Annotated in this window: 16 protein-coding genes, 1 tRNA gene and 1 pseudogene; 8 read left to right on the top strand and 10 right to left on the bottom strand. The window is 73.9% G+C overall.

The genetic code is table 11. The annotated features are described in order from the left end of the window. Window positions 1-141 precede the first annotated feature (141 nt). Window positions 142-759 carry a TetR/AcrR family transcriptional regulator gene (locus ACWEMJ_RS28330; RefSeq protein WP_452139952.1) on the bottom strand — a complete coding sequence of 206 codons (618 nt, stop codon included), beginning with the start codon at window positions 757-759 and terminating at the stop codon, window positions 142-144. A 67-nt stretch (window positions 760-826) separates the two neighbouring features. On the opposite strand from ACWEMJ_RS28330, the gene ACWEMJ_RS28325 reads away from it, so the two are divergent. Continuing rightward, window positions 827-2,254: an aldehyde dehydrogenase family protein gene (locus ACWEMJ_RS28325; protein ID WP_452139951.1), complete on the top strand. Its 1,428-nt coding sequence runs from the start codon at window positions 827-829 to the stop codon at window positions 2,252-2,254. A 74-nt stretch (window positions 2,255-2,328) separates the two neighbouring features. Here the strand turns inward: ACWEMJ_RS28325 and ACWEMJ_RS28320 are convergent, their stop codons facing one another. Beyond that, the gene (locus ACWEMJ_RS28320) at window positions 2,329-3,144 is read right to left on the bottom strand and encodes a S1 family peptidase (RefSeq protein ID WP_452139950.1); all 816 of its coding nucleotides are present in this window, start codon (window positions 3,142-3,144) and stop codon (window positions 2,329-2,331) included. Between the two features lie 253 nt (window positions 3,145-3,397). On the opposite strand from ACWEMJ_RS28320, the gene ACWEMJ_RS28315 reads away from it, so the two are divergent. Then, a complete protein-coding gene (locus ACWEMJ_RS28315; protein ID WP_452139949.1) occupies window positions 3,398-4,048 on the top strand; it encodes an NAD(P)-dependent oxidoreductase in 651 nt (216 codons plus the stop codon). 72 nt (window positions 4,049-4,120) lie between these two features. Here the strand turns inward: ACWEMJ_RS28315 and ACWEMJ_RS28310 are convergent, their stop codons facing one another. After that, window positions 4,121-5,686, bottom strand: coding sequence for an APC family permease (locus ACWEMJ_RS28310; protein WP_452139948.1), 1,566 nt, complete (start codon window positions 5,684-5,686; stop codon window positions 4,121-4,123). A 338-nt stretch (window positions 5,687-6,024) separates the two neighbouring features. Here ACWEMJ_RS28310 and ACWEMJ_RS28305 point away from each other — a divergent pair, with 338 nt between their 5' ends. Next, complete coding sequence (locus ACWEMJ_RS28305) at window positions 6,025-7,368, top strand: acyltransferase (RefSeq protein ID WP_452139947.1); 1,344 nt, start codon at window positions 6,025-6,027, stop codon at window positions 7,366-7,368. On the opposite strand, the gene ACWEMJ_RS28300 is transcribed toward ACWEMJ_RS28305, so the two are convergent. After that, entirely contained in the window at window positions 7,336-7,938 is a 603-nt protein-coding gene (locus ACWEMJ_RS28300; protein ID WP_452139946.1) for a class IV adenylate cyclase, read from the bottom strand. The two genes, ACWEMJ_RS28305 and ACWEMJ_RS28300, sit on opposite strands and share 33 nt — an antisense overlap. Further along, window positions 7,935-8,468, bottom strand: coding sequence for a flavoprotein (locus tag ACWEMJ_RS28295; protein ID WP_452139945.1), 534 nt, complete (start codon window positions 8,466-8,468; stop codon window positions 7,935-7,937). The genes ACWEMJ_RS28300 and ACWEMJ_RS28295 overlap by 4 nt, the downstream gene beginning before the upstream one ends. Window positions 8,469-8,870: 402 nt before the next feature. On the opposite strand from ACWEMJ_RS28295, the gene ACWEMJ_RS28290 reads away from it, so the two are divergent. Continuing rightward, a complete protein-coding gene (locus tag ACWEMJ_RS28290) occupies window positions 8,871-9,599 on the top strand; it encodes a hypothetical protein (RefSeq protein WP_452139944.1) in 729 nt (242 codons plus the stop codon). Between the two features lie 83 nt (window positions 9,600-9,682). Here ACWEMJ_RS28290 and ACWEMJ_RS28285 read toward each other — a convergent pair. Next, a tRNA-Val gene (locus tag ACWEMJ_RS28285) sits at window positions 9,683-9,754 on the bottom strand. 174 nt (window positions 9,755-9,928) lie between these two features. Between ACWEMJ_RS28285 and ACWEMJ_RS28280 the strand changes: the two genes are divergently transcribed. Further along, the gene (locus tag ACWEMJ_RS28280) at window positions 9,929-11,188 is read left to right on the top strand and encodes a hypothetical protein (protein WP_452139943.1); all 1,260 of its coding nucleotides are present in this window, start codon (window positions 9,929-9,931) and stop codon (window positions 11,186-11,188) included. A 39-nt stretch (window positions 11,189-11,227) separates the two neighbouring features. Then, entirely contained in the window at window positions 11,228-11,446 is a 219-nt protein-coding gene (locus ACWEMJ_RS28275; RefSeq protein ID WP_387643234.1) for an FmdB family zinc ribbon protein, read from the top strand. Window positions 11,447-11,462: 16 nt separating this feature from the next. On the opposite strand, the gene ACWEMJ_RS28270 is transcribed toward ACWEMJ_RS28275, so the two are convergent. From ACWEMJ_RS28270 to ACWEMJ_RS28260, 3 genes and pseudogenes are all read right to left on the bottom strand, one after another. Further along, window positions 11,463-12,311: an HAD family hydrolase gene (locus ACWEMJ_RS28270; RefSeq protein WP_452139942.1), complete on the bottom strand. Its 849-nt coding sequence runs from the start codon at window positions 12,309-12,311 to the stop codon at window positions 11,463-11,465. Window positions 12,312-12,341: 30 nt separating this feature from the next. Then, a pseudogene (locus ACWEMJ_RS28265) lies at window positions 12,342-14,876 on the bottom strand (phosphoribosyltransferase). Between the two features lie 245 nt (window positions 14,877-15,121). Beyond that, entirely contained in the window at window positions 15,122-16,300 is a 1,179-nt protein-coding gene (locus ACWEMJ_RS28260; RefSeq protein ID WP_452139941.1) for an HpcH/HpaI aldolase/citrate lyase family protein, read from the bottom strand. A 278-nt stretch (window positions 16,301-16,578) separates the two neighbouring features. On the opposite strand from ACWEMJ_RS28260, the gene ACWEMJ_RS28255 reads away from it, so the two are divergent. Then, window positions 16,579-17,613, top strand: a complete 1,035-nt coding sequence (locus ACWEMJ_RS28255) for a TerD family protein (RefSeq protein ID WP_452139940.1) — start codon at window positions 16,579-16,581, stop codon at window positions 17,611-17,613. Between the two features lie 3 nt (window positions 17,614-17,616). On the opposite strand, the gene ACWEMJ_RS28250 is transcribed toward ACWEMJ_RS28255, so the two are convergent. After that, the gene (locus tag ACWEMJ_RS28250) at window positions 17,617-18,360 is read right to left on the bottom strand and encodes a TerD family protein (protein WP_452139939.1); all 744 of its coding nucleotides are present in this window, start codon (window positions 18,358-18,360) and stop codon (window positions 17,617-17,619) included. Between the two features lie 234 nt (window positions 18,361-18,594). Here ACWEMJ_RS28250 and ACWEMJ_RS28245 point away from each other — a divergent pair, with 234 nt between their 5' ends. Continuing rightward, window positions 18,595-19,695, top strand: coding sequence for a DUF2637 domain-containing protein (locus tag ACWEMJ_RS28245; protein WP_452139938.1), 1,101 nt, complete (start codon window positions 18,595-18,597; stop codon window positions 19,693-19,695). Window positions 19,696-19,738 lie beyond the last annotated feature (43 nt).

Genomic DNA, 19,738 nt, shown 5'->3' with positions numbered 1-19,738 from the left:
TGCTGGCGGTCGGGGGCCTCTGGCGGTCGATCTGTTTCGGGTCAAAGAACGGGGACCAGAAAAGGCCGAACGCTCAACGCCCCGTTGCTCCTCCGCAGCTCGGCCCCGCCGTTCCCCGGGCCCCTGGTTTCGCACCCCCGCTCATCCCCCGAGTGCGCGGAGCGCGAAGGGGAGCAGCCGGTCCGCCGTCGCCTGGGCCGTCTTCGTGTCGACGAGGTCCGGGCGGGGCGTGAGGAGGAAGCGGGACATGAGCGGGCCGACGACGATCGCGCCGAGCAGGTCCGGGTCCGGGACGGAATCGATCTCGCCGCGGGCGGCCGCGCGGCGGACCACTTCGGCGACCCGGCGGTGGACGGGTTCGAGGAAGGCGGTGGTGAGGGCGTCGGCGAGGGCGGCGTTCTGCGCGGCTTCGCCGACGAGGGCCTGCATCAGGCGGCCGGCCTCGCCGGTGAGGGTGGCGGCCTTGTCGCGGAGGAGGATGCGCAGGTCGCCCTCCAGGGTGCCGGTGTCGGGGTGGTCGTGGACGTCCTCGACGTGGGTCGCGGCGGCGGCGATGACGAGTTCGTCCTTGGAGGACCAGCGCCGGTAGAGGGTGGCGGTGGAGACGCCCGCGCGGGCGGCGACCGCGGCGGTGGTCAGGGCGCGGTAGCCGCTCTCGGTGAGGACGGCCAGGGTGGCGTCCAGGATGGCCCGGTCGCGTGCGGCGTCGCGGGGTCGGCCGCGTCGCTGCGGGGTCGCGGTGGGTGCGGTGCGGGTCATGGCACCCAGCCTACGGGGAACCATCAAAACGAAACGAAATAACTTCGTTTCGTTTATCCTCGTCCCCATGAACGCTCCCGCCGGCGTTTCCACAACGCCCACCACCGAAGCCACCGCGGCCCCCGAATCCCCCGCCGCGACCGTCGCCCGCCTAAACGCGGCCTTCGCCACCGGCCGCACCCGCCCCCTCGCCTGGCGCAAGGCCCAACTCCGCGCACTGCGAGGCCTGTTGGTCGAGCAGGAGAAGGTCTTCGCGGAGGCGCTGAAGGCCGATCTCGGCAAGAGCCCGACCGAGGCGTACCTCACCGAGATCGGGTTCACCGTCAAGGAGATCGACCACACCCTGCGCCACCTGTCCCGCTGGCTGCGCCCGCGCCGGGTCGCCGTGCCCCTGGCCCTCGCGCCCGCCCGGGCGCGGACGGTGCGCGAGCCGCTGGGCACGGTGCTGGTGATCAGCCCGTGGAACTACCCGTTGCAGCTGGCCCTGGCCCCGCTGGTCGGTGCGCTCGCGGCGGGCAACTGCGTGGTGGTCAAGCCGAGCGAGCTCGCCCCGGCAACCTCCGCCGCGCTCGCCCACTGGCTGCCGCGCGTCCTGGACCCGCGGGCCGTGGCCGTGGTCGAGGGCGGGGTGCCGGAGACCACCGCCCTGCTGGAGCAGCGCTTCGACCACGTCTTCTACACCGGCAACGGCACCGTCGGCCGGATCGTGATGGCCGCCGCCGCACGTCATCTGACGCCGGTGACGCTGGAGTTGGGCGGCAAGAGCCCGGCGGTCGTCGATCCGGGCGCCGACCTGGCCGCGACGGCCCGGCGGATCGTCTGGGGCAAGTTCATGAACGCCGGCCAGACCTGCGTCGCCCCCGACTACGTCCTCGCGATCGGCGACACCGGGCCCGCCCTGGAGGCCGAACTGGCCGCCGCCGTACGGACGATGTACGGCGAGGACCCGGCCGGCAGCGCGGACTACGGGCGGATCGTCAACGAGCGCCACTTCGACCGGCTGACGGCGCTGCTGGCCGACGGCCGCACCGTCGTCGGCGGTGAGCACGACCGCGCCACCCGCTACCTCGCGCCGACGGTGCTGGCCGACGTGGACCCAAACTCGCCGGTGATGCGCGAGGAGATCTTCGGCCCGGTCCTGCCGATCGTCCGCGTCCCCGACCTGGACGCCGCGATCGCGTTCATCACCGCCCGCGACAAGCCGCTGGCGCTGTACGCGTTCACCGCCTCCGCGCGGACCCGGCGCCGGCTGACCGCCGAGACCTCCTCGGGGGCGCTGGCCTTCGGCATCCCGAACGCCCATCTCTCCGTGCCGGGGCTGCCGTTCGGCGGGGTCGGCGAGAGCGGCCAGGGCGGCTACCACGGCCGCCTCTCGGTGGAGACGTTCAGCCACACCAAGGCGGTGCTGTCCAAGCCGCTCGCCCTGGACACCCTGCGGGCGGCCTACCCGCCGTTCACGGCGGGCAAGGCCGGCCTGCTGCGCCGCCTCTTCTAGCTGCTCGACGAGGGCGCGACGCGCCGCAGCCGCCCGCGGAGGGGTCGCGGACGGCTGCGGCGCGGCGGGCCCGGCTACGGGCGAGGCAGCACGCAGCCCGTCCGGGTCAGGTCGAGCAGGTTGCCGGGGGCGAAGCAGTTCGGGATGGTGTACGTCTCCTGCGCGTAGCCGATGTTGGGGTGGATGGTCACCGTGCCGTTCTGGTCCACCTCGCACGGGTTGTTCAAGGTACAGGTCTGGCCGTCCTCGTTCATGGTGTTGTTGACGGCGACGACCTGGCCGCTGTTGACGTCGACCACCGGGGAGCCGGAGGTGCCGCCGATGATGTTGCAGCCGGAGGTGTAGCGGACCGAGTCCTTGAAGGTCCAGCCGCCCTCGTTCAGCCGGTACGCGAAGCCGTCCACGTTGCAGGAGTAGATGGTCTTCCAGTAGCCGGAGGGCACCTTGATCGCGCTGCCGGCCACCGGGTGCGTGGTGGACATGGTCAGCGGGGATATCCCGTAGCGGCTCTTGATGCTCGCGTAGCTGGTGCTCAGCCGGTAGATGGTGACGTCGGTGTCGGTCATCGTCGAGTAGACGATCCGGCTGGCGCGGACGGTGCCGAGGCTGCTGCCGCTGGAGCTGAGCAGGGTGAAGCTGCGGGTCGACGCCTTGTCGGTGACGACCTGCCCCGGGTTCGGCATGCCGGTCTCCAGGCAGTGGCCGTTGGTGAGGATCAGCCCGGGGTCGGTGTCCACGGAGTTGGGCATCCGGATCAGCGAGCCGGAGCAGTTGCTGAGCGCGACCGTCCCGGCCAGGCTCACGGTGACGGCGGACGCGGGGGTGGCGGTCACCAGGGCGGTTCCGGCAAGCAGCAGGGTGCCGAGCGCGCCGATGAGCGGCTTCTTCATGGGGGTGCCTCTCGGGGTGCGGGTCTCCGTGGGGTTCCCCTAAGTTGGCGCGCCCATGACACGGTGTCAAGAGTGGCGACAGCCCGTACTCCCCCTCGGCTCCCCCGCCCGCGAAGCCCCCCGAGACCGTCGACCCGCTCCGACTGTCCGTTTTTCACCATGCGCTGTCGGCCGCGCACCTCGCAGAGCGGCCGAGACCCGCCGTACGGTCGGACAGCAGACGGAAAACGGCAAGCACGAGGAGACCCACCCCATGAGCACCATCACCCTGTACGGCGCCACCGGCACCATCGGCTCCCGCGTCCTGGACGAGGCCCTGCGCCGCGGCCACACCGTCACCGCCGTGGTCCGCGACCCGGCGAAGCTGACGACCACCCACCCGGCGCTCACGGTCGCGGTCGGGGACGTCCTCGACGCCGCCTCGGTGGCCGAACACGCCAAGGGCGCCGACGTCGTGGTCAGCGCGGTCGGCGGCGGCGACGGGCCGGGCCACCAGGCGCTGATCGAGCCGTCCTTCGAGTCGCTGGTGGCGGGCCTGCGCACGCTGGGCGACGCCGCACCGCGACTGATCACGGTGGGCGGCGCGGGCTCGCTCCGCACCCCCGACGGCAAGCAGGTGTGGGACGCGGAGGGCCTGCCGGAGTTCCTGCTCCAGATCATGCACGCGCACGGCGACGCGCTGGACTTCCTGCGCACCGTCACCGACCTGCGCTGGACCAACCTCTCCCCGGCCGGCACCATCGCCCCGGGCGAGCGCACCGGCGCCTACCGCGAGGCCCTGGAAGACCTCCTGCTCGACGCCGACGGCCAGAGCCGGATCTCCACCGAGGACTACGCGGTGGCCCTGCTGGACGAGATCGAGCGGCCCAAGCACCTCGGCGAGCGCTTCACCGTCGCCTACTGAGCGGGTGGGTGCGGAACCGGGGGCGCGGGGGGCGCCCCCGTTTTCGCACCCGCCCGGGCTTCGCGCCCCGCCTCAGTCCGGGATCACCAGGGCCGGAGTGTCACGCGTGAGCACCTCGCCGCGGAAGAACGCCGGGCTCCGCCGCGTCATCACGGCCATCACCACCAGGCCGAGCGCGAGCAGCCCCGCGCCGACCACGAAGACGCTGCCGACGCCGAACACGGAGCTGCCGCTGCCGTAGGACGGGTCGATCATGTCGACCATCGACTTGCCGAAGATCCCGGCCAGGGTGAGGCCGCCGAGCACCGGGAAGATCACCTTGAGCACCGCGTCCCGGACCGAGTTGCGCAGGTCGCGGCGGAAGTACCAGGCGCAGGCGAACGCGGTCAGCGAGTAGTAGAAGCAGATCATCAGCGTCAGCGCGGCGATGGTGTCGGCCAGCACGTGCGAGCTGACCAGCGTCATCACGGTGTAGAACACGCCGGTGCCGACACCGGCCGTGACGATCGCCCGGCCGGGGGTCTTGTAGCGCTCGTTGACCTGGGTGAAGGAGCTCGGCAGCGCCTCGTACACGCTCATCGCCAGCACCGTGCGGCTGACCGGGATGAAGGTGGTCTGCAGGCTCGCGGCGGCGGAGGACAGCACGGCGACGAACAGCAGCACGCCGAGCGCCGGGCCCATCACCGGGCCGGCCAGCACGGCCAGCACGTTGGAGGACGTCTCGGGGTTGTCGAGGCCGGTGCCGGTGGTGCCGACGCCCGCGTACATCTGCACCGCGACGGCGGTGAACAGGTAGGAGCCGACCAGCACCACCATGGCGAGCATCGCGGCCCGGCCGGGGATCTTGTCGCTGTCGCCGGTCTCCTCGTTGGCGCTCAGCGAGGCGTCCCAGCCCCAGTACATGAACAGCGACAGCGACAGGCCGGCCACGAACGCGGTGAAGGAGCTGGCCTCGAAGGGGTTGAGCCAGCTCCAGGAGAAGTGCAGCGATCCGGCGTCGCCGTTGCCGACGGCCTTGGTGATCGCCATGACGCCGAACAGGCCGAGGACCGCGAGTTGAAGGCCCACCAGCGCGTATTGGACGCCCTTGGTGGCGGTCATGCCGCGGTAGCTGATCATGGTCGCGACGGCGATCAGCGCCAGGCAGGTGACCACGTGCACCAGCTTGTTGTCGTTCAGCGCGGCGACCGAGTCGCTGCGGGTGATCTCACCGAGCAGCAGGTACAGGTACTCGGTGGCGACGCCCGCGAGGTTGGACAGCACGATGATCGTGGCGATCACCAGGCCCCAGCCGCACATCCAGCCGATCTTCGGCCCGAACGCCTTCACCGTCCAGGTGAAGGAGGTGCCGCTGTCGGGGATCGCCTTGTTCAGCTCCCGGTAGGCGAAGGCCACCAGCAGCATCGGCAGGAAGCCCGCCAGGAAGAGGGCCGGCATCTGCAGGCCGACGGCGGCCACGGTGGTACCCAGCGTCGTCGTCAGGCAGTACACCGGGGCGACCGTGGACACGCCGATCACGGTGTTGCCCAGCAGGCCCACCGAGTTGCTGTTGAGGCCCTTTGAGCGGACGCCGCCGGAGGCGTCCGAGCCGGCGGCGACGTCGGCGCCTGCTCCCGGGCGATTGTCGAGCTGAACCATGCGGGAACCGTAACCCCCACTGTTTCCGCAGCAGACCACGGGAGAACCCGAGCGTACGCCTGCGTTTCATGCACTGCTAGGCTCTGTTTCCGTCGATTACATGATCTTTAAGCCTGAATCACCTTCATTTCAGCTCTGTTAACGGCCTTTCATCCGGGGACGAAAACCGCAGGTCACCCCGTTCCGCCCCTTTCGGGCATCGGTATGAGAAACGCCACATACCCGCTCGATCCGGAACCCGCCGCCCGGACGACGCGTCAGCGACCGTTCGGACACCTCTGGTTTCCGCCGCCCGCGCGCCCCTATGGTTCCCCCGTCACTCCAGGGAGGGGACCGGTATGACCGGCACGCTGACGTCCGACACCGAAATCCGCACCGTCCGGGCCGGCCGCCCGGGGCCCGGGCCCGTCCGCTGCTCCGTCGGCGACCTGCTGCTCGCCGACCTGCCGGTCTCCGTCGCCCTCTTCTACGACCGCCCCCTCGACGCCGACGCCCTCGCCGCCGGACTCGCCCGGGCCCTCGACCGGCTGCCCGAGTTCGCCGGCCGTCTGCGCACCGCCGCCGACGGCGACCTCTGGATCGACACCGACGACAGCGGCGTCCCCTTCACCGTCGCCGACGCCCCCCACACCCTCACCGAGGCCTTCGACCGGATGGCGCTGCCCGCCGGCGGCCTGATCGACCACGTCCGCGCCGCCGAGGCCCGGCGCGAACGGCTGCCGCTGCTCACCGCCCGGCTCACCCGCCTCGCGGACGGCGCCTGCGTCCTCGGCCTCTCCTGGCACCACGCCGTCGGCGACATGCACACCTTCTCCCTGCTGCTGCGCACCTGGTCCGCCTGCACCGAGGGCACCGAGCCGCCCGCCCTCGCCCCCACCCCCGACCGCGAGCTCCAGCTCGCCGCCCACCTGCCCGCCACGGACGGCGGCGTCCCCTCCCTCCGCCTCCCCGACCCCGAGGAGGCCGCCGAACTGCGGCGCGCGGTCGCCACCGCCGGCCTCGCCAACCGCACCGTGCAGATCTGGTTCGCCCCCGACGAGCTCCGCCGCCTGCGCGCCGCGCTCGCCGCCGAAGCCGGCCGGCGGCTGTCCGTCAACGACGCGCTCTGCGCCCACCTGCTGCACGTCCTGCGCGAACTCGACGGCCACGACCAGGAGCAGACCCTCACCCTGCCGGTCAACCTGCGCCGCCCCCTCGGCCTCCCCGACGGCGCCCTCGGCAACCTCCTCGGCGAGATCCGGCTGCCCTGGCGGCCCGGCACCACCCCCGCCCGCTACGCCGCCGAACTGCGCGCCGCCGTCGAATCGTTCACCGAGGAGCACCTCGCCGCCCGGAGCAACCTGGAGTTCCTGCGCCGGATCGGCCGCGAACGCGTCACCGACTGCGTGCCCGCCGGCTTCGACCCCGCCCGCCGCACCCTCACCGTCTCCAGCTGGTGCCGCCTCGGCCTGACCGACCTCCCCCTCGCGGGCGTCCGACCGGTCGCCTTCAGCCCCGCCGCCACCCTCCAACTCCCCTGGAGCTCCTGGCTGGTGGAGGGCCCCGGCGGCGAAGGCCTGCTGTACACGCTGGTCCTGCCCGCCCGCCTCGCCGCGAAGCTGCGCGGCGCGCGCGAACTGCTGCACGCCCACCGCGAGCCCACCGACCCGCTACCGGCGGTCGGGCCCCGCAAGCTGCTCTGACCCGCCCCCGGCCCGGGCCACCGCGTCCGTGTACAGCTCGGTGGTGAGGTCCGCCTCCGCGACGCCGAGCCGGCCCAGCACCCTCCGCACCGCGGCAAGCGCCGCCGGCAGCCCCGCCTCGTCGGCGGCCGGGGTCTCCACCTCCAGGAAGGCCCCGGCCAGCTCCGGCACCTCCACCAGCGTCGCCAGCAGCGGACGGCCGTCCTCGGTCCGCTCCCAGTTCCGGCAGCGCTTCTCGAACGCGATCACCTCGACCAGGCCGGCCCCGCGCAGGATCGCCCGCAGCGCCACCGGATCGGCCACCGGCGTCTCGGTCTCCGGCTTCGACCCCGACGCCGCGTCCACCGCCGCGCCCTTGTACGTCAGCACCGTCCGCACCGCCCCGGATTCCCCCGTCACCGTGCGCACCCGCAGCTCGGCCCCGTCCGCCGCCAACTCGCCGCCGGGACGGTCGAAGTACACGTCCCGGTAGACCTCCGCCCGGCCCGGCCCGCCCGCCCACGCGTCCAGCCGGGCCGCCAGCCGCGCCGGCTCCCGCACCCGGGCCTTCAGCTCCGCCTCGATCGTCATGCCCGCCCCCGCCCGTCCAGCACCCGCTCCACCGTCCGCAGCCCGGCCTCCCACGGGAACGGCCCGTCGCCGCCCCCGTCGAACAGGACGTGCGCGCCCGCCCCGCGCAACGTCTCCACGCTGCGGGCGAACTGGGGGTGCGCGGCGAGCGCCGCGTTGACGCAGGGCATCACCACCAGCGGGACGCCCTTGCCGAGCGCCTCGGCCGCACAGCCGACCACCCAGGACGCGGTGAGGCCCAGCGCCAGGCTGTTGAAGGAGTTGAACGTGGCCGGCGCGAACAGCACCGCGTCCGGCGGCGGCAGCACGTCCGGCTGGCCCGGCCACCGGTACGCCGACTTCACCGGGTGCCCGGTCAGCTCCTCCAGAGCGGGCAGCTGCGCCTCCAGCCACCCGCGCGCCGCCGGCGTCAGCCCGACCGCCGGCTCCCACCCCCGCACCCCGGCCTCCCGCACCGCCTCCGGCAGCCCGAACACCGCCCCCGCCGCCGCCCCGAACAGGTACACCACCGGCCGCCCGCTGCTCTCCATCCCGCCATGCAACCGGGCCGGTGGCGGCTCCCGCAATCCCGACTTTGCGAACTGCCGTACGAAAGGCGGCCGGAATTCGGTACGGTTCCGGAAGGAGTGCCGGGAAGCCTGGTCGGCGAACAAGGGACAGCTGTGTCCTGCGAGCCGAGCCGGGGGGTGTGCGTGGCACTCGACGCGAAGTCCGCCGACGCGCCCGTCCGCCCGACCGCCGCTGCGGACCCGCCGCTCCCCGTGTCGCCCGCAAGAGCCTCCGCGCGCTTCGGACACGCTCCAGAAACATCGAAACCGTCCGGTGCCCCGGGCGCCCCTCACCGTCCGACCCCCGGAAGGGGGCGGGGCGGCACGCCCCGGCGACGGCGGACCGGCCCTCCCGCTGCCCACCGGACCGGGGGGAGAACCGTCATGACCCGACTCCACCGTCCCGCACCGTCGCCCTGGACCCGCGTCGGCGGCGCGCTCGTCGTCGCATCGGCCCTGATCCCGGCGGCGGCCGCCTGGTTCCTGTTCGGGGTGATGCTCCCGGACGACACCAAGAGCTACCGCGCGTACACGGCCGCCGCCGCCTGCCCCGCCGACAAGCCGCCGGCGGCGGTCGAGGGGTGCGTGCGCACCGTCCCGTTCACCGTCGTCAGCGCGACCGTCCACGGCGGCAAGGGCCACAGCTTCCGGGCCACCGTGACCGGCACCCCGTTCTGGGACGGCGAGCTCTCGTTCGGCGACCCCGGCCCGGTGGTGGAGGACCTCGAACCCGGCGACCACGTCAACGGCACCGTGTGGCGCGGCCGGGTGATGACCCTGGAGCAGGCCGGCACCTCCCAGGCCACCGCCGACAAGCCCCGCAACGAACCCCAGTTCACCGCCGGCCTCGGCACCTACGCCGCCCTCGCCGCCGCCCTGATCGCCACCCTCGGCATCCTGCGCTCCACCGGCCGCCCCGCCCCCCTCGACGTCTTCCGCTGGACCCTCCTCACCACCTTCCTCGCCTGCGCCGTCCCCACCGTCCTCGCCTTCCTGACCTCCCTCCCCTGGTGGACCGTCCCCACCACAGCCACCCCCCTCGCCCTGGCCCTCGCCGAAGCCGTCCGCCGCTGGAACACCACCCGAATCGCCAACGCCCCCAAGACCTGGTAACCACCCCTCGCCCGCCCCGCCGCCCCCAAGAACACCAAAAGCCCCGGACCGCTCTCGGTCCGGGGCTTCCGGGTCGCACACTGTGGGCGCAGACGGTTTCGAACCGCCGACATCCGCCTTGTAAGGGCGGCGCTCTACCGCTGAGCTATGCGCCCGCGTCGAAGGGGACCGGTGGGGCCGGTCGCACGACGAGTGGACAGACTACCTGGTCCGGGGAGTGGTTCGCCGCCCCCTGGGAGCGGGGGTGCGGTCGGGGGGTGCCGGGCGGGCGGGGTGATCGGGAAGAATGGCAGTGGAGTGGCGGGACGAGGCGGAGCAGGGAGCGCGTGGTGAGGGTGGCCGGCGGCGGTGGCGGGGGTCGGGGCGGCTGGTGGGGCGGCGGCCGGCGGGACGGCATGCGTGCGGACGCCCGGGCGGCCCGGGAAGCGGCGCAGGAGTCGTTCTACGAGCTGGATTCGGCGCAGCGCGACGCCCTGCTCGCGGTGGAGACGGTGAAGTCGGCGGGCGAGCCGGCCACCGCCCGCCGGGTGGAGCAGGAGTACGCGGACCTGGTGGCGCGGATCGACCAGGTGACGGTGACGTATCTGGGGGCGCTGGACGCGGTGGACCTGGAGGCCGCCGAGCTGGAGCCGTCCGCGGCTTCCCGCGCCAAGCAGCAGCTGGAGCAGTCCAGGCGCGAGCTGGACGCGAAGCGCACCGAGGTCGGCGATTTCGTCGCCCGCCTGCAGCCGCTGGTGGAGCACGCCGAGGCGCAGCTGATCCGGGTGACGCCGGCGGTGGAGCGGGCCAAGCAGGCGCTGCTGGCGGCGACCGTCGCCCTGGAGCAGGCGCGCGGCGCGGGCCTGAAGGCGGACGACCTCGCGGCGAAGCTGGCCGAGCTCGCACCGGAGCTGACCCGCCTGAACCAGGGGGTCTCGCAGCACGGCGTGCCCGCCACCCTGCAGCGCGCCGAGGACGTGGTGCGGCGCGCGGAGGCGGTGCGCGCGGAGGCGGCGCAGCTGCCGGAGCGGGCCGGTGAGATCGACCGCCGGGTGGGCACGCTGCGGACCCGGATCGACGCGTTGGAGAACCGGGCGGACACCGTGGAGCCCGCGTTGAGCGAGTTGCGGCGGCGGTTCTCGGCGGCGTGCTGGCAGGACCTCCAGCACGTGTCGGCGCAGACCGCCGACGCGGTGCGAGGTGCCCGCTCCCGGCTGACGGAGGCCGTCCGGGCCCGCGACGACCAGCGCTGGGCGGACGCCACGGCGTCGATCGGCACCGTGCGGGCCCTGCTGGAGACCGCCGAGGGTTCGGTGACGGCCGTCAACGAGCGGCTGCGCCGGCTGAACGAGGTGCAGCACGACCCGCAGCGCGAGATCGAGAAGGCCCGGTTCGCCCTGCGCGACGCCCAGCGACTGGCCATGTCCGGCCGCCAGGCGCCGGACCCCCGGCACGCCGGACCGCTGGACGCGGCGGTGGGCCGCCTGGACCGCGCGGTGGCCTCCCTGGAACAGGCCGGCCGCCACCCCGACTACTGGCAGTTCCTCACCGAACTGGCGGCGGTGCGCGAGACGGCGGCCGAGGTGGTCTCGATGATCCGCGGCCACTGAGCGGGTACCGCACCGCGGGGTCTGGGTACCCTGCTGCCCATGCCTCGCTACGACTTCCGCTGCCGCTCCTGCGGCGCCACGTTCGAACTCAGCCGCCCGATGGCCCAGGCCAACGACCCGGCCGTCTGCCCGGAGGGCCACCCCGACACCGTGAAGCTGCTGTCGACTGTCGCCGTGACGGGCGGCGCGTCCGGCGCGGCCGCCCCGGCCCCGAGCGGTGGCGGGGGCGGCTGCTGCGGAGGCGGTTGCTGCGGCTGACCCACCGGGCCTGGCGTCAGCCGGCGACGGCCACCGCCGCCTCCCCGGCGCGGACCCGGGCCAGCATCTGCCGGACGATCTCCTCGCCCGCCGCGACGCCGATCTCGGTGAGCGCGGTGACGCCCTCGGCGACCCACCCGGTCTCGGCGAGTTCGCCGTGGCCGGGCCGCCAGCCGTGGTCGGCGGTGAGCAGCAGCTCGGCGTCGAGCAGCGAGTCTCCGGCGGCGAGGACCGTCCGCGCGCCGGTGCGGCGGCGGACCTCGGCGAGTGCGGCGCTCTTGGAGAGCGGCGCGGGCACCGCGTAGACCTTGCGGCCCTGGAGGGAGACCGTCCAGCCGCGTTCGGCGCACCAGGCGGTGAGTTCGTCGATCCAGCCGGCGGGGAGTTCGGCGCGTTCGACCACCAGGTAGGCGAACAGGTCGTCGGCGACCCGCCGCTTGTGCGTCCACTCGGGGTCGGCGGCGATGGCGAGGTGTTCGACGACCTCGGGCAGCGGGGCGCTGGCCGCGTCGAGCCGGGCGCGGATCTCGTGCTGCCAGTCGGTGTCGGGCACGCCGTCGACCAGCAGGTGGCCGCCGTTGGAGCAGACCGCGTACGGGGGGATCCAGCCGGGGGTGGGGCCGGGCAGGTTGATCCGCTCGTACTGGGTGCGGGTGCGGGTGGTGATCGGGACCACGGGGGTCTGCTCGGCGAGTTCGGCGAGCAGTTCGGCGGCCTTCTCGGTCATGAAGGAGAGCGCCTTGCCGTCGTGCACCTCCACCGAGAGCAGTCGCGGGGCGAGCCGGTCGGGCACGTCCAGGGCGAGCGCGCGGTTGGAGTAGACGAGGGTGCGGTCGAGGTCGCTGGCGACCAGGAACTGCGGCACGGGCGGGGTCTCCTTCGGTCGGGGGCAGGGTCAGGTGTGGACGGCGGTGCCGTCCGCGCCGGTGGCGCCGCGGGTGTAGCGCGGATGGATGAGGCCGACGCAGCTGTACGGCAGGTCGTCGATCTCCTCGACGGGGACGCCGCGTTGGGCGGCGAGCAGCCGGATGTGGTCGAGGTCGGCGCCGGCGCCGCGGCGGGCGAGGATCCGCCAGGGGACGCGGCGCAGCAGGACGCGGGTGGTCTCGCCGACGCCGGGCTTGACGAGGTTGACGCTGTCGATGCCGTACTCGGCGCTGATCCGTTCGACGGCGGCCCAGCCCTCCCAGCCGGGGGTGCGGTCGGTGGCGGCGAGGCGGGCGGTCTCGGCGGCGACGGCGGCGGCGACGGCCGGGAACTCGGCGGCGACGGTGTCGACGAAGTGCAGGGAGACGTCGGCGTCGGCCAGGTGCCGGTAGTACTTGGCGCCGTGGAACTCGCCGGGCCCGGTGAGGTCGGCGCGCAGCACGGTGCGGGAGACCAGGCCGGAGACGGTGGAGTTGAGGCAGGCGGACGGGATCAGGAAGTCGTCGCGGGTGCCGTAGGTGCGCACGCAGCTGCCGGGGTCGGCGAGGACGGCGAGCTCCGGGTCGAAGCCGGTGCCGGCGAGTGCCGCGTCGAGCTCGCGGGTGATGGCGCCCTTGCCCGTCCAGCCGTCGACGAAGACCACGTCGGCGGCGCGGTGGTGGGCGGCGAGGTGGCGCAGGGCGACCTGGTCGATGCCGCGGCCGCGGACGATGGACACGGTGTAGTGCGGCACGTCGAGGCCGTGGGCGTGGGCGAGCCAGCGGCGGATCAGGACGCCGACGGGGGTACCGGCCCGGGCCAGCGAGGCGAGCACCAAATGCTTGCCGCGTTCGCGCAGCAGGGTTTCGGCGACGGTGCCGACGGCGGTGGCGAGCCGGGCGGCGGAGGCGGCCAGCGCGGTGTGGAACAGCTGCTGGTACTCGGCGCTGGGCTGGTACTCGACCGGCAGCGACTCGGCGTAGTGGGCGCCGCCGGACTGCACAGCCTCCTCGCGCTCCTCGACGGGTGCCTCGAGGTGGACGTCGGAGAGGTCCTTGAGCAGCCAGGTGACGTCGGCGGCCGGGTAGCTGGAGAAGGCCGGCCCGTGCAGCGGGCGGGCGGCGGGCGGGGCGGGGGCGGTGTGTGGGGTCATCCCGGGCCTTCGGTGGGGTGCGCAGGGGTGATGCTCGGTCAGCGGGTGGTCGGCGGGGCGTCAGGCGGGTGGCGCGGGGCGGTACGACGGGAGAACGGCGAGCACCACATGGTCGGTGGCGGTGCGCAGGCGGGGCAGCAGGGCGTCGGGGCCGTGGTGCAGGGCGGGGGTGTCGGCGGGGTCGTCGACGACCAGGACGACGGTGTCGAAGCGGCGGGCCGGGTCGCTGCCGGGGGCGACGTTGTAGGCGTAGCGCTCGGTGGAGTCGTCGCCGGCCGGGTCGTCGTGGGCGGTGAAGGCGAGCCGGGTGCGGATCGCGTAGCCGGGGTGGTCGTGGGCGAAGACCGGGGAGCGGGTGGTGGTGGAGAACCGCACCTCGGCGTCGGGCAGTCGGCGCTGGAGGGCGTCGGCGAGCCGCAGCGGCGCGTACATCAGCTCCTCGCAGCCCAGCACCAGCACCCGGCGGGGCCGGGGGCCGACGGCCCCGGCGAGGGCGGCGCCGAGGGCGGGCAGCGCCCGGTCGAGGCGGCGGCGGTGGGCGGGAGTGAAGCCGTGCCGGCCGCCGTCCGGCAGGCCGTCCGGCCAGGGCAGCGCGAGGCGCGTCAACCCGCCCTGCGACAGGGGCGGTTCGGCCGGTTCGGGGGTGGTGTCGATGAGCTGCCGGGCGCGCTCCAGTATGCCGTCGGGCAGCTGGACGCCGCCGCCGGCGGTGGCCACCAGGTCGAGCCGGGCGCCGAGTTCGGCGGCGGCGGCCTCCAGGCGGGCGCGGTCGGCGGGGGTGCGCAGGTCGACCAGGGCGACCACCACGTACCGCTCGCGGGGGTGTGCGGCGTGCAGGGCGCGGATGGTGTTGAGCACCGTGGTGCCGGTGGAGAACTCGTCGTCGACCAGGACCAACGGGCCGTCCCCGGCGAGGAGTTGCGGATCCTCCGGGAGCAGCAGGTGGCTGGTGGCGTGCGAGTGCTCCTCCTCGAAGCCGCCGAGCGGGGCGAGGCCGGGCACGGGGCGGCGGGTGGAGTGCAGGTAGGGCGCGTCGAGGCCGTCGGCGACGCTGTGGCCGAGCGCGGTGGCCGTCTCCGCGTAGCCGAGCACCACGGCGCGCGCCGTCTCCGCGGGGCCGAGCAGCGCGGCCACCCGGCGGCCGAGTGCGAGCCCGGCGCCGTGCACCACCTCGGGCCGCTGCGGGACGTGCTTGCCCAGCACCTGGGAGACCAGCAGGTGGGCGCGCTTGGGGTTGCGGCGCAGCGCGAGGCCGATCAGCGCGGTGAGCTCGGGCCCGCCGGTCAGGCGCAGGCCCAGCCGGTCGGTGACCCACTGGCCGGTCCAGGGCTCGGCCCCGACCGGCCCGGGGGCGGTGGTGTCGACGGTCAACGGGGGCTCCTCTCATCACGACGACGGGCGGTGCTGGTGGTGCGGGTGCTACGGGTGGTGCTGGTGGTGTCCGGCAGGGCGCACGGCGGTGCGTCCGGGTTCGAGCGTACGGGGAGCGCGCGGGCCCGCGGATCGACCGATCGGTGAGGCTTCCCGCAACGATCGGCGCGCATCCGGTGGCCGTCCGGTGGACGCCGGCATCCACCGATCGGTCGATGAGCCGTCAGCGCGCGGTTGACGAATCGTCAGCAGACGCAGGCCGACAGCAGTTCCGCGAAGGACACCTCGGCCCGCGCGACGCCGAACACCTGGGCCCGCAGCAGCACCCGCTCGGCCCAGGCCCGGTGCGGCTTGGCCTCGTTCATCTTGTTGGTGTACGCGGAGCGGCTCACCCCGCCGCCGCCGCGGTGCTGCTGGAGGATGTCGCGGGCGTCGCACAGCTCCTCGTGGGTGACCACGGACAGCGCGTGCACCGCGGCGACGTGGCTGGGGTGGATGCAGGTCTTGCCCAACAGCCCGTTGGCCCGGTCGAGTTCGATCTCCCGGATCAGCCCGTCCAGGTCGTGTTCGATCAGCCGCCGGCGGACCCCGTCGGCGGGCGGGCTGGCCTCGGCGAACGGGGTGCGGCGCAGCTGCGGCTTGAACATCCGCTCCTGGAGCGGGAAGTACTCCCAGACCGGCCCGGTGACGGTGAACCCGGTGCCGTCGGCGCGGCCGAGCACGTTGACCACGTCGCCGATCACCTGCGCCACCAGCGCCACGTCGTAGGCGGTCAGGTCGGGCGAGCGGCGCAGCCCGTACGCGGAGCACAGGTCGGTGACGCCGAGCCGGACGGCGAGCACCCGCTCGCGGTGCTTGTCGAGCAGCCGGGCGATGCCGAACAGCTGCTCGCGGCGGCTCTCCAGGTGGGCGAGTTCGGGCGACTCCAGCACCGGCATGACGAACAGCCGCTGCCCGCCGGCCTCCTCGGCGGCGGTCAGCGCCTCCAGGAACGGCCGCCCGCTGTCCTCGGTGAACTTGGGCACCACGAAGCCGCTGAGCAGCCGCAGCGCGGGGCCCAGCCGCCGGGCCAGGTCGGTGATCTGCTCGGGTGCGCGGACCCGGACGAACAGCAGCGGCAGTTCGGCGCCGTCCGCCGCGTCCTGCTCGGCGAGCGCGGTGAGTTGGGCGACCAGGTTGTGCTCGGCGCCGTCCACCTCGTGGTCGGCGATCGCGTCCTCCAGGCACAGCACCATGGAGACCACGCCGCGCTCGGCCTGCCGGCGGACGTCCCGGGCCAGGGTGGGGCGGGTGGCGGGGCTGTAGAGCGTGGCACCGAGCGCGGTGGCCAGGACGTCCGCCCCGCTGTCCCGCTCGAAGGCGACGGGCTGCTCGTGAAAGAGCCGGCTGCGGACGTCGTCCGCGAGATGCCCGAAGTGGCGCAAAGTGCTCTCCCGCTCTGATCTGTGGGGCCCCGCTCGGGGGCCTGGCCGGCTGACGCCTCGACTCATGGACGGTTGGCGCGGCCGGATAGTTCGCCGGGGCGCCGTCGCCGCGGTGGAGGTGGGAGCACCTGGCCGCCGGCCGCCCATCGTACGGCCGGACGGGGCCGGTGCAGCAGTTCGAAACATCGAATTCCCACAAGCTTGTCGGTGCCGTCACGCCGTCCCGGGCCCGCGTCCGCGTTGTCCCGGGCCCCTGGCAGGCGGCAGGATGGTGCGCTATGACGCACGTGATGGCGAAGGGCGCCAACATCCCGCTGACGGCCAACGCCGTCCGTGCCGTCCTGCGTTGGACGGACACCCCGGGCATTCCGGACGTGGACGCCTCGGCCCTGCTGCTGGCCGGCGACGGCAGGGTCCGCGACGACCTGGACTTCGTGTTCTACAACCAGCCCCGGCACCCGTCCGGCCTGGTCCGCCACCTGCCCAAGCAGGCCGCGGACGGCTGGATCCGGGACGCGCTGGAGATCGACCTGGCGAAGCTGCCCGTCGAGGTGGACCGGGTGGTGCTGGCCGGCTCCGCCGAGGGCGGCGCGTTCCCCGCCGTGCCGGGCCTGCGGGTGCTGCTGTTCGACGCCGGCGCGCCCGAAGGGACGCCCGCGCTGGCCGAGTTCGCCGTCGACGAGCACGAGCAGGTGACGGCGCTGGTCGCCGCCGAGCTGTACCGCCGCTCCGGCGGCTGGAAGTTCCGCGCCGTCGGCCAGGGCTACCTGGACGGGCTGGTGGCGCTGGCCACCGACTTCGGCATCACCGTGGAGGAGTCCGCCGGCGACTCCCCGGGCGCCGACCCGCGGCTGCCCGGCCCGGCCGCCGCGCCCGAAGCCGCCGCCGAGCGGCCCGCGCCGCTCCCGGTGGACGAGGACGACTGGACGCTCGCCCCGGCTCAACCCACCAGGGAGGTCGCCGCGGCCCCGCCCGCGCCGGTCCTCGCCCCGCCGCCGCCCGCGCTGCCGCCGACCGTCCACCACGCCGCGCAGCCGCCCGTCGCGCCGCAGCAGCCGCCCGCCGGGTACGGCTACCCGCAGCCGCAGGGTTACGGCTACCCGCAGCCCCAGGCGGGCGGCTACGGCTACCCCCAGCCGGCCGCCCCCGGGTACGGCCACCCGCAGCCGCAGGGCTACGGCTACCCGCAGCAGCCGCCCGCGCACCGGCCGCCGGTGCCGCAGCAGCCCGCCCCCGTCCAGCCGCCGGCGCCCCCGCAGCCGGGCACGCCGTTCGCGCTGCCGCCGCAGGGCCCGCAGTTCCAGCCGCGCTGACGGCTACGGCTCGCCGGGCCGGTCCGGGGTCTTGTAGCCCCGCTCCCACTGCATGCCGAAGCCGTACAGCCGGTCCAGGTCGGACTGGAAGCCGTGCACGTACCGCACCTCGCGACGGATCGTCAGCTTGCCCTCGCCGTCGTTCTCGATCAGCACCACCGCGCACGAGCGGGCCGCCGGGGCCCGCTCGTCCAGCTTGATCTCGATCCGCGGGCCGCTCTGCGGAACGATGGTGACCACGGCCTGGGTGCGGTCGAACGCCGGGGTGTCGTCGTAGATGTAGACGAACACCAGCAGCCGCTTGAACTGGTCCTTCTTCTCCAGGTTGACGTGCATGGTCTCGCCGGACGGCGCACCTGACACGTCGTCACCGGACAGCTTGATGTACGGCGGCCGGTTCAGGTCGCCGAAGAACCGGCCCAGCGGCTGCACCACACCCCGGGTGCCGTCGGCGAGTTCGTACAGGCACGCCAGGTCGAGGTCGACGCCGACCGGCGCGGAGCCGGCCGTGGCGGGCTCCAGCGGCCGCAGGATCCGCGGGTCGAAGAAGCGGCGCAGCGCGCCGACGGCGGTGGGTCGTTCGGCGCTGCGGGTCGACCAGTGCAGGTTGATGTACAGGTAGCCGGTGGTGGCGGCCGATCCCGTGATGGCGTGCTGCGGCTGGGACTTGGTGAGCGTGACCTTGAACTGCCCTCCGGTGTCGAAGCTGTTGCGGTCCCCTTTCAGGAACTCCCACACCGAGACCATCGTGTCCTCCCCCAGCGCCGGTTCTGTCCTAGCCTCTCCAATACCCACCCACGGGGCCCTGAGTCAACGTCAACCCTCCGACGGGGTGCGCTGGCAGAGGGTTCGTCACTCCCGTACGATGCCCACCCTCCGGACGCGATATCGTCTCTCCGCACAGGTGTCCCGTGCGTTGTCCCGTGCGCCACGTCACCTCCAACTTCCCCTGCCCTGCGGAAAGCCGAGGCCCTCCCCGCGATGAACCTCTCCTCCATACAGCTGGTCTGGGCCGTGGTCGGCGGCGCAGCGCTGCTGTTCACCGCCATCCTGGTGGCCTTCCTGCGTTTCAAGAACAACAAGGCCGAGGAGTCCGGCGACTCCTGGGAGCGCAGCGAGGAGCGCCGCCGCCGCAAGGAGGCCATCTACGGCGGTGCCTCGTACGTCCTGTTGTTCTGCTGTGCCGGTGTCGCGGCCGCGCTGTCCTTCCACGGCCTGGTCGGCTTCGGCCAGCAGAACCTGAACCTGTCCGGCGGTTGGGAGTACCTGGTCCCGTTCGGCCTGGACGGCGCGGCCATGTTCTGTTCGGTGCTCGCGGTGCGCGAGGCCAGCCACGGCGACGCGGCGCTCGGCTCGCGCATGCTGGTGTGGCTGTTCGCCATCGCCTCGGCCTGGTTCAACTGGGTGCACGCCCCGCGCGGCGGCTCGCACGACGGCGCCCCGCAGTTCTTCGCCGGCATGTCGATCTCGGCGGCCGTGCTGTTCGACCGGGCGCTGAAGCAGACCCGCCGGGCGGCGCTGCGCGAGCAGGGCCTGGTGCCCCGCCCGCTGCCGCAGATCCGCGTGGTCCGCTGGCTGCGCGCCCCGCGCGAGACCTACGCGGCCTGGTCGCTGATGCTGCTGGAGAACGTCCGCAGCCTGGACGAGGCCGTCGAGGAGGTCCGCGAGGAGCGCCAGGCCAAGCTGGACGCCAAGATCCGCGCCCGCAGCGCGGACCGCCGCGAGCGGGCCGAGCTGAAGGCCATCTCCCGCCAGAACGGCATGCTGGGCCGGGCCCGGGGCGGCCGCCAGGTGCCCGCCCTGGCCGCGGCGGGCGACTCCCCGTCGTCCGCTACGGAGCCTGCCCTAGCCGCCGAGGAATCCGCCCTCGACCGGACCGGCCCCTCCGCCCTGGAGCCCGCCGCCCTGAACGCCGGCCGCCGCCCCCGCGCCGCCGTCGAGTCGCCCTCCACCGGCTCGTACTCCTCCGGCAGCCCGTACTCGTCCAGCATCGACCTGACGATGGACGAGGACACCCTGTCGATGCCGAAGCTGGACTCGCTGGAGCGCAAGCTCCGCGCCATCGAGCAGCAGCTCGGCTGACCCCCGCACGAACGAGAGCCGCCCACCGGGAACGTTCCCGGTG

This window comes from Kitasatospora sp. NPDC004531 (genome assembly GCF_053602195.1).
The sequence above is the reverse complement of the archived record's forward strand: the minus strand, read 5'-3'. Positions and strand labels throughout refer to the sequence as shown.

Coding starts and splice junctions, on each gene's coding strand:
- ACWEMJ_RS28330 (WP_452139952.1), bottom strand. CDS start 759: ATGACCCGCACCGCACCCACCGCGACCCCGCAGCGACGCGGCCGACCC.
- ACWEMJ_RS28325 (WP_452139951.1), top strand. CDS start 827: ATGAACGCTCCCGCCGGCGTTTCCACAACGCCCACCACCGAAGCCACC.
- ACWEMJ_RS28320 (WP_452139950.1), bottom strand. CDS start 3,144: ATGAAGAAGCCGCTCATCGGCGCGCTCGGCACCCTGCTGCTTGCCGGA.
- ACWEMJ_RS28315 (WP_452139949.1), top strand. CDS start 3,398: ATGAGCACCATCACCCTGTACGGCGCCACCGGCACCATCGGCTCCCGC.
- ACWEMJ_RS28310 (WP_452139948.1), bottom strand. CDS start 5,686: ATGGTTCAGCTCGACAATCGCCCGGGAGCAGGCGCCGACGTCGCCGCC.
- ACWEMJ_RS28305 (WP_452139947.1), top strand. CDS start 6,025: ATGACCGGCACGCTGACGTCCGACACCGAAATCCGCACCGTCCGGGCC.
- ACWEMJ_RS28300 (WP_452139946.1), bottom strand. CDS start 7,938: ATGACGATCGAGGCGGAGCTGAAGGCCCGGGTGCGGGAGCCGGCGCGG.
- ACWEMJ_RS28295 (WP_452139945.1), bottom strand. CDS start 8,468: ATGGAGAGCAGCGGGCGGCCGGTGGTGTACCTGTTCGGGGCGGCGGCG.
- ACWEMJ_RS28290 (WP_452139944.1), top strand. CDS start 8,871: ATGACCCGACTCCACCGTCCCGCACCGTCGCCCTGGACCCGCGTCGGC.
- ACWEMJ_RS28275 (WP_387643234.1), top strand. CDS start 11,228: ATGCCTCGCTACGACTTCCGCTGCCGCTCCTGCGGCGCCACGTTCGAA.
- ACWEMJ_RS28255 (WP_452139940.1), top strand. CDS start 16,579: ATGACGCACGTGATGGCGAAGGGCGCCAACATCCCGCTGACGGCCAAC.
- ACWEMJ_RS28250 (WP_452139939.1), bottom strand. CDS start 18,360: ATGGTCTCGGTGTGGGAGTTCCTGAAAGGGGACCGCAACAGCTTCGAC.
- ACWEMJ_RS28245 (WP_452139938.1), top strand. CDS start 18,595: ATGAACCTCTCCTCCATACAGCTGGTCTGGGCCGTGGTCGGCGGCGCA.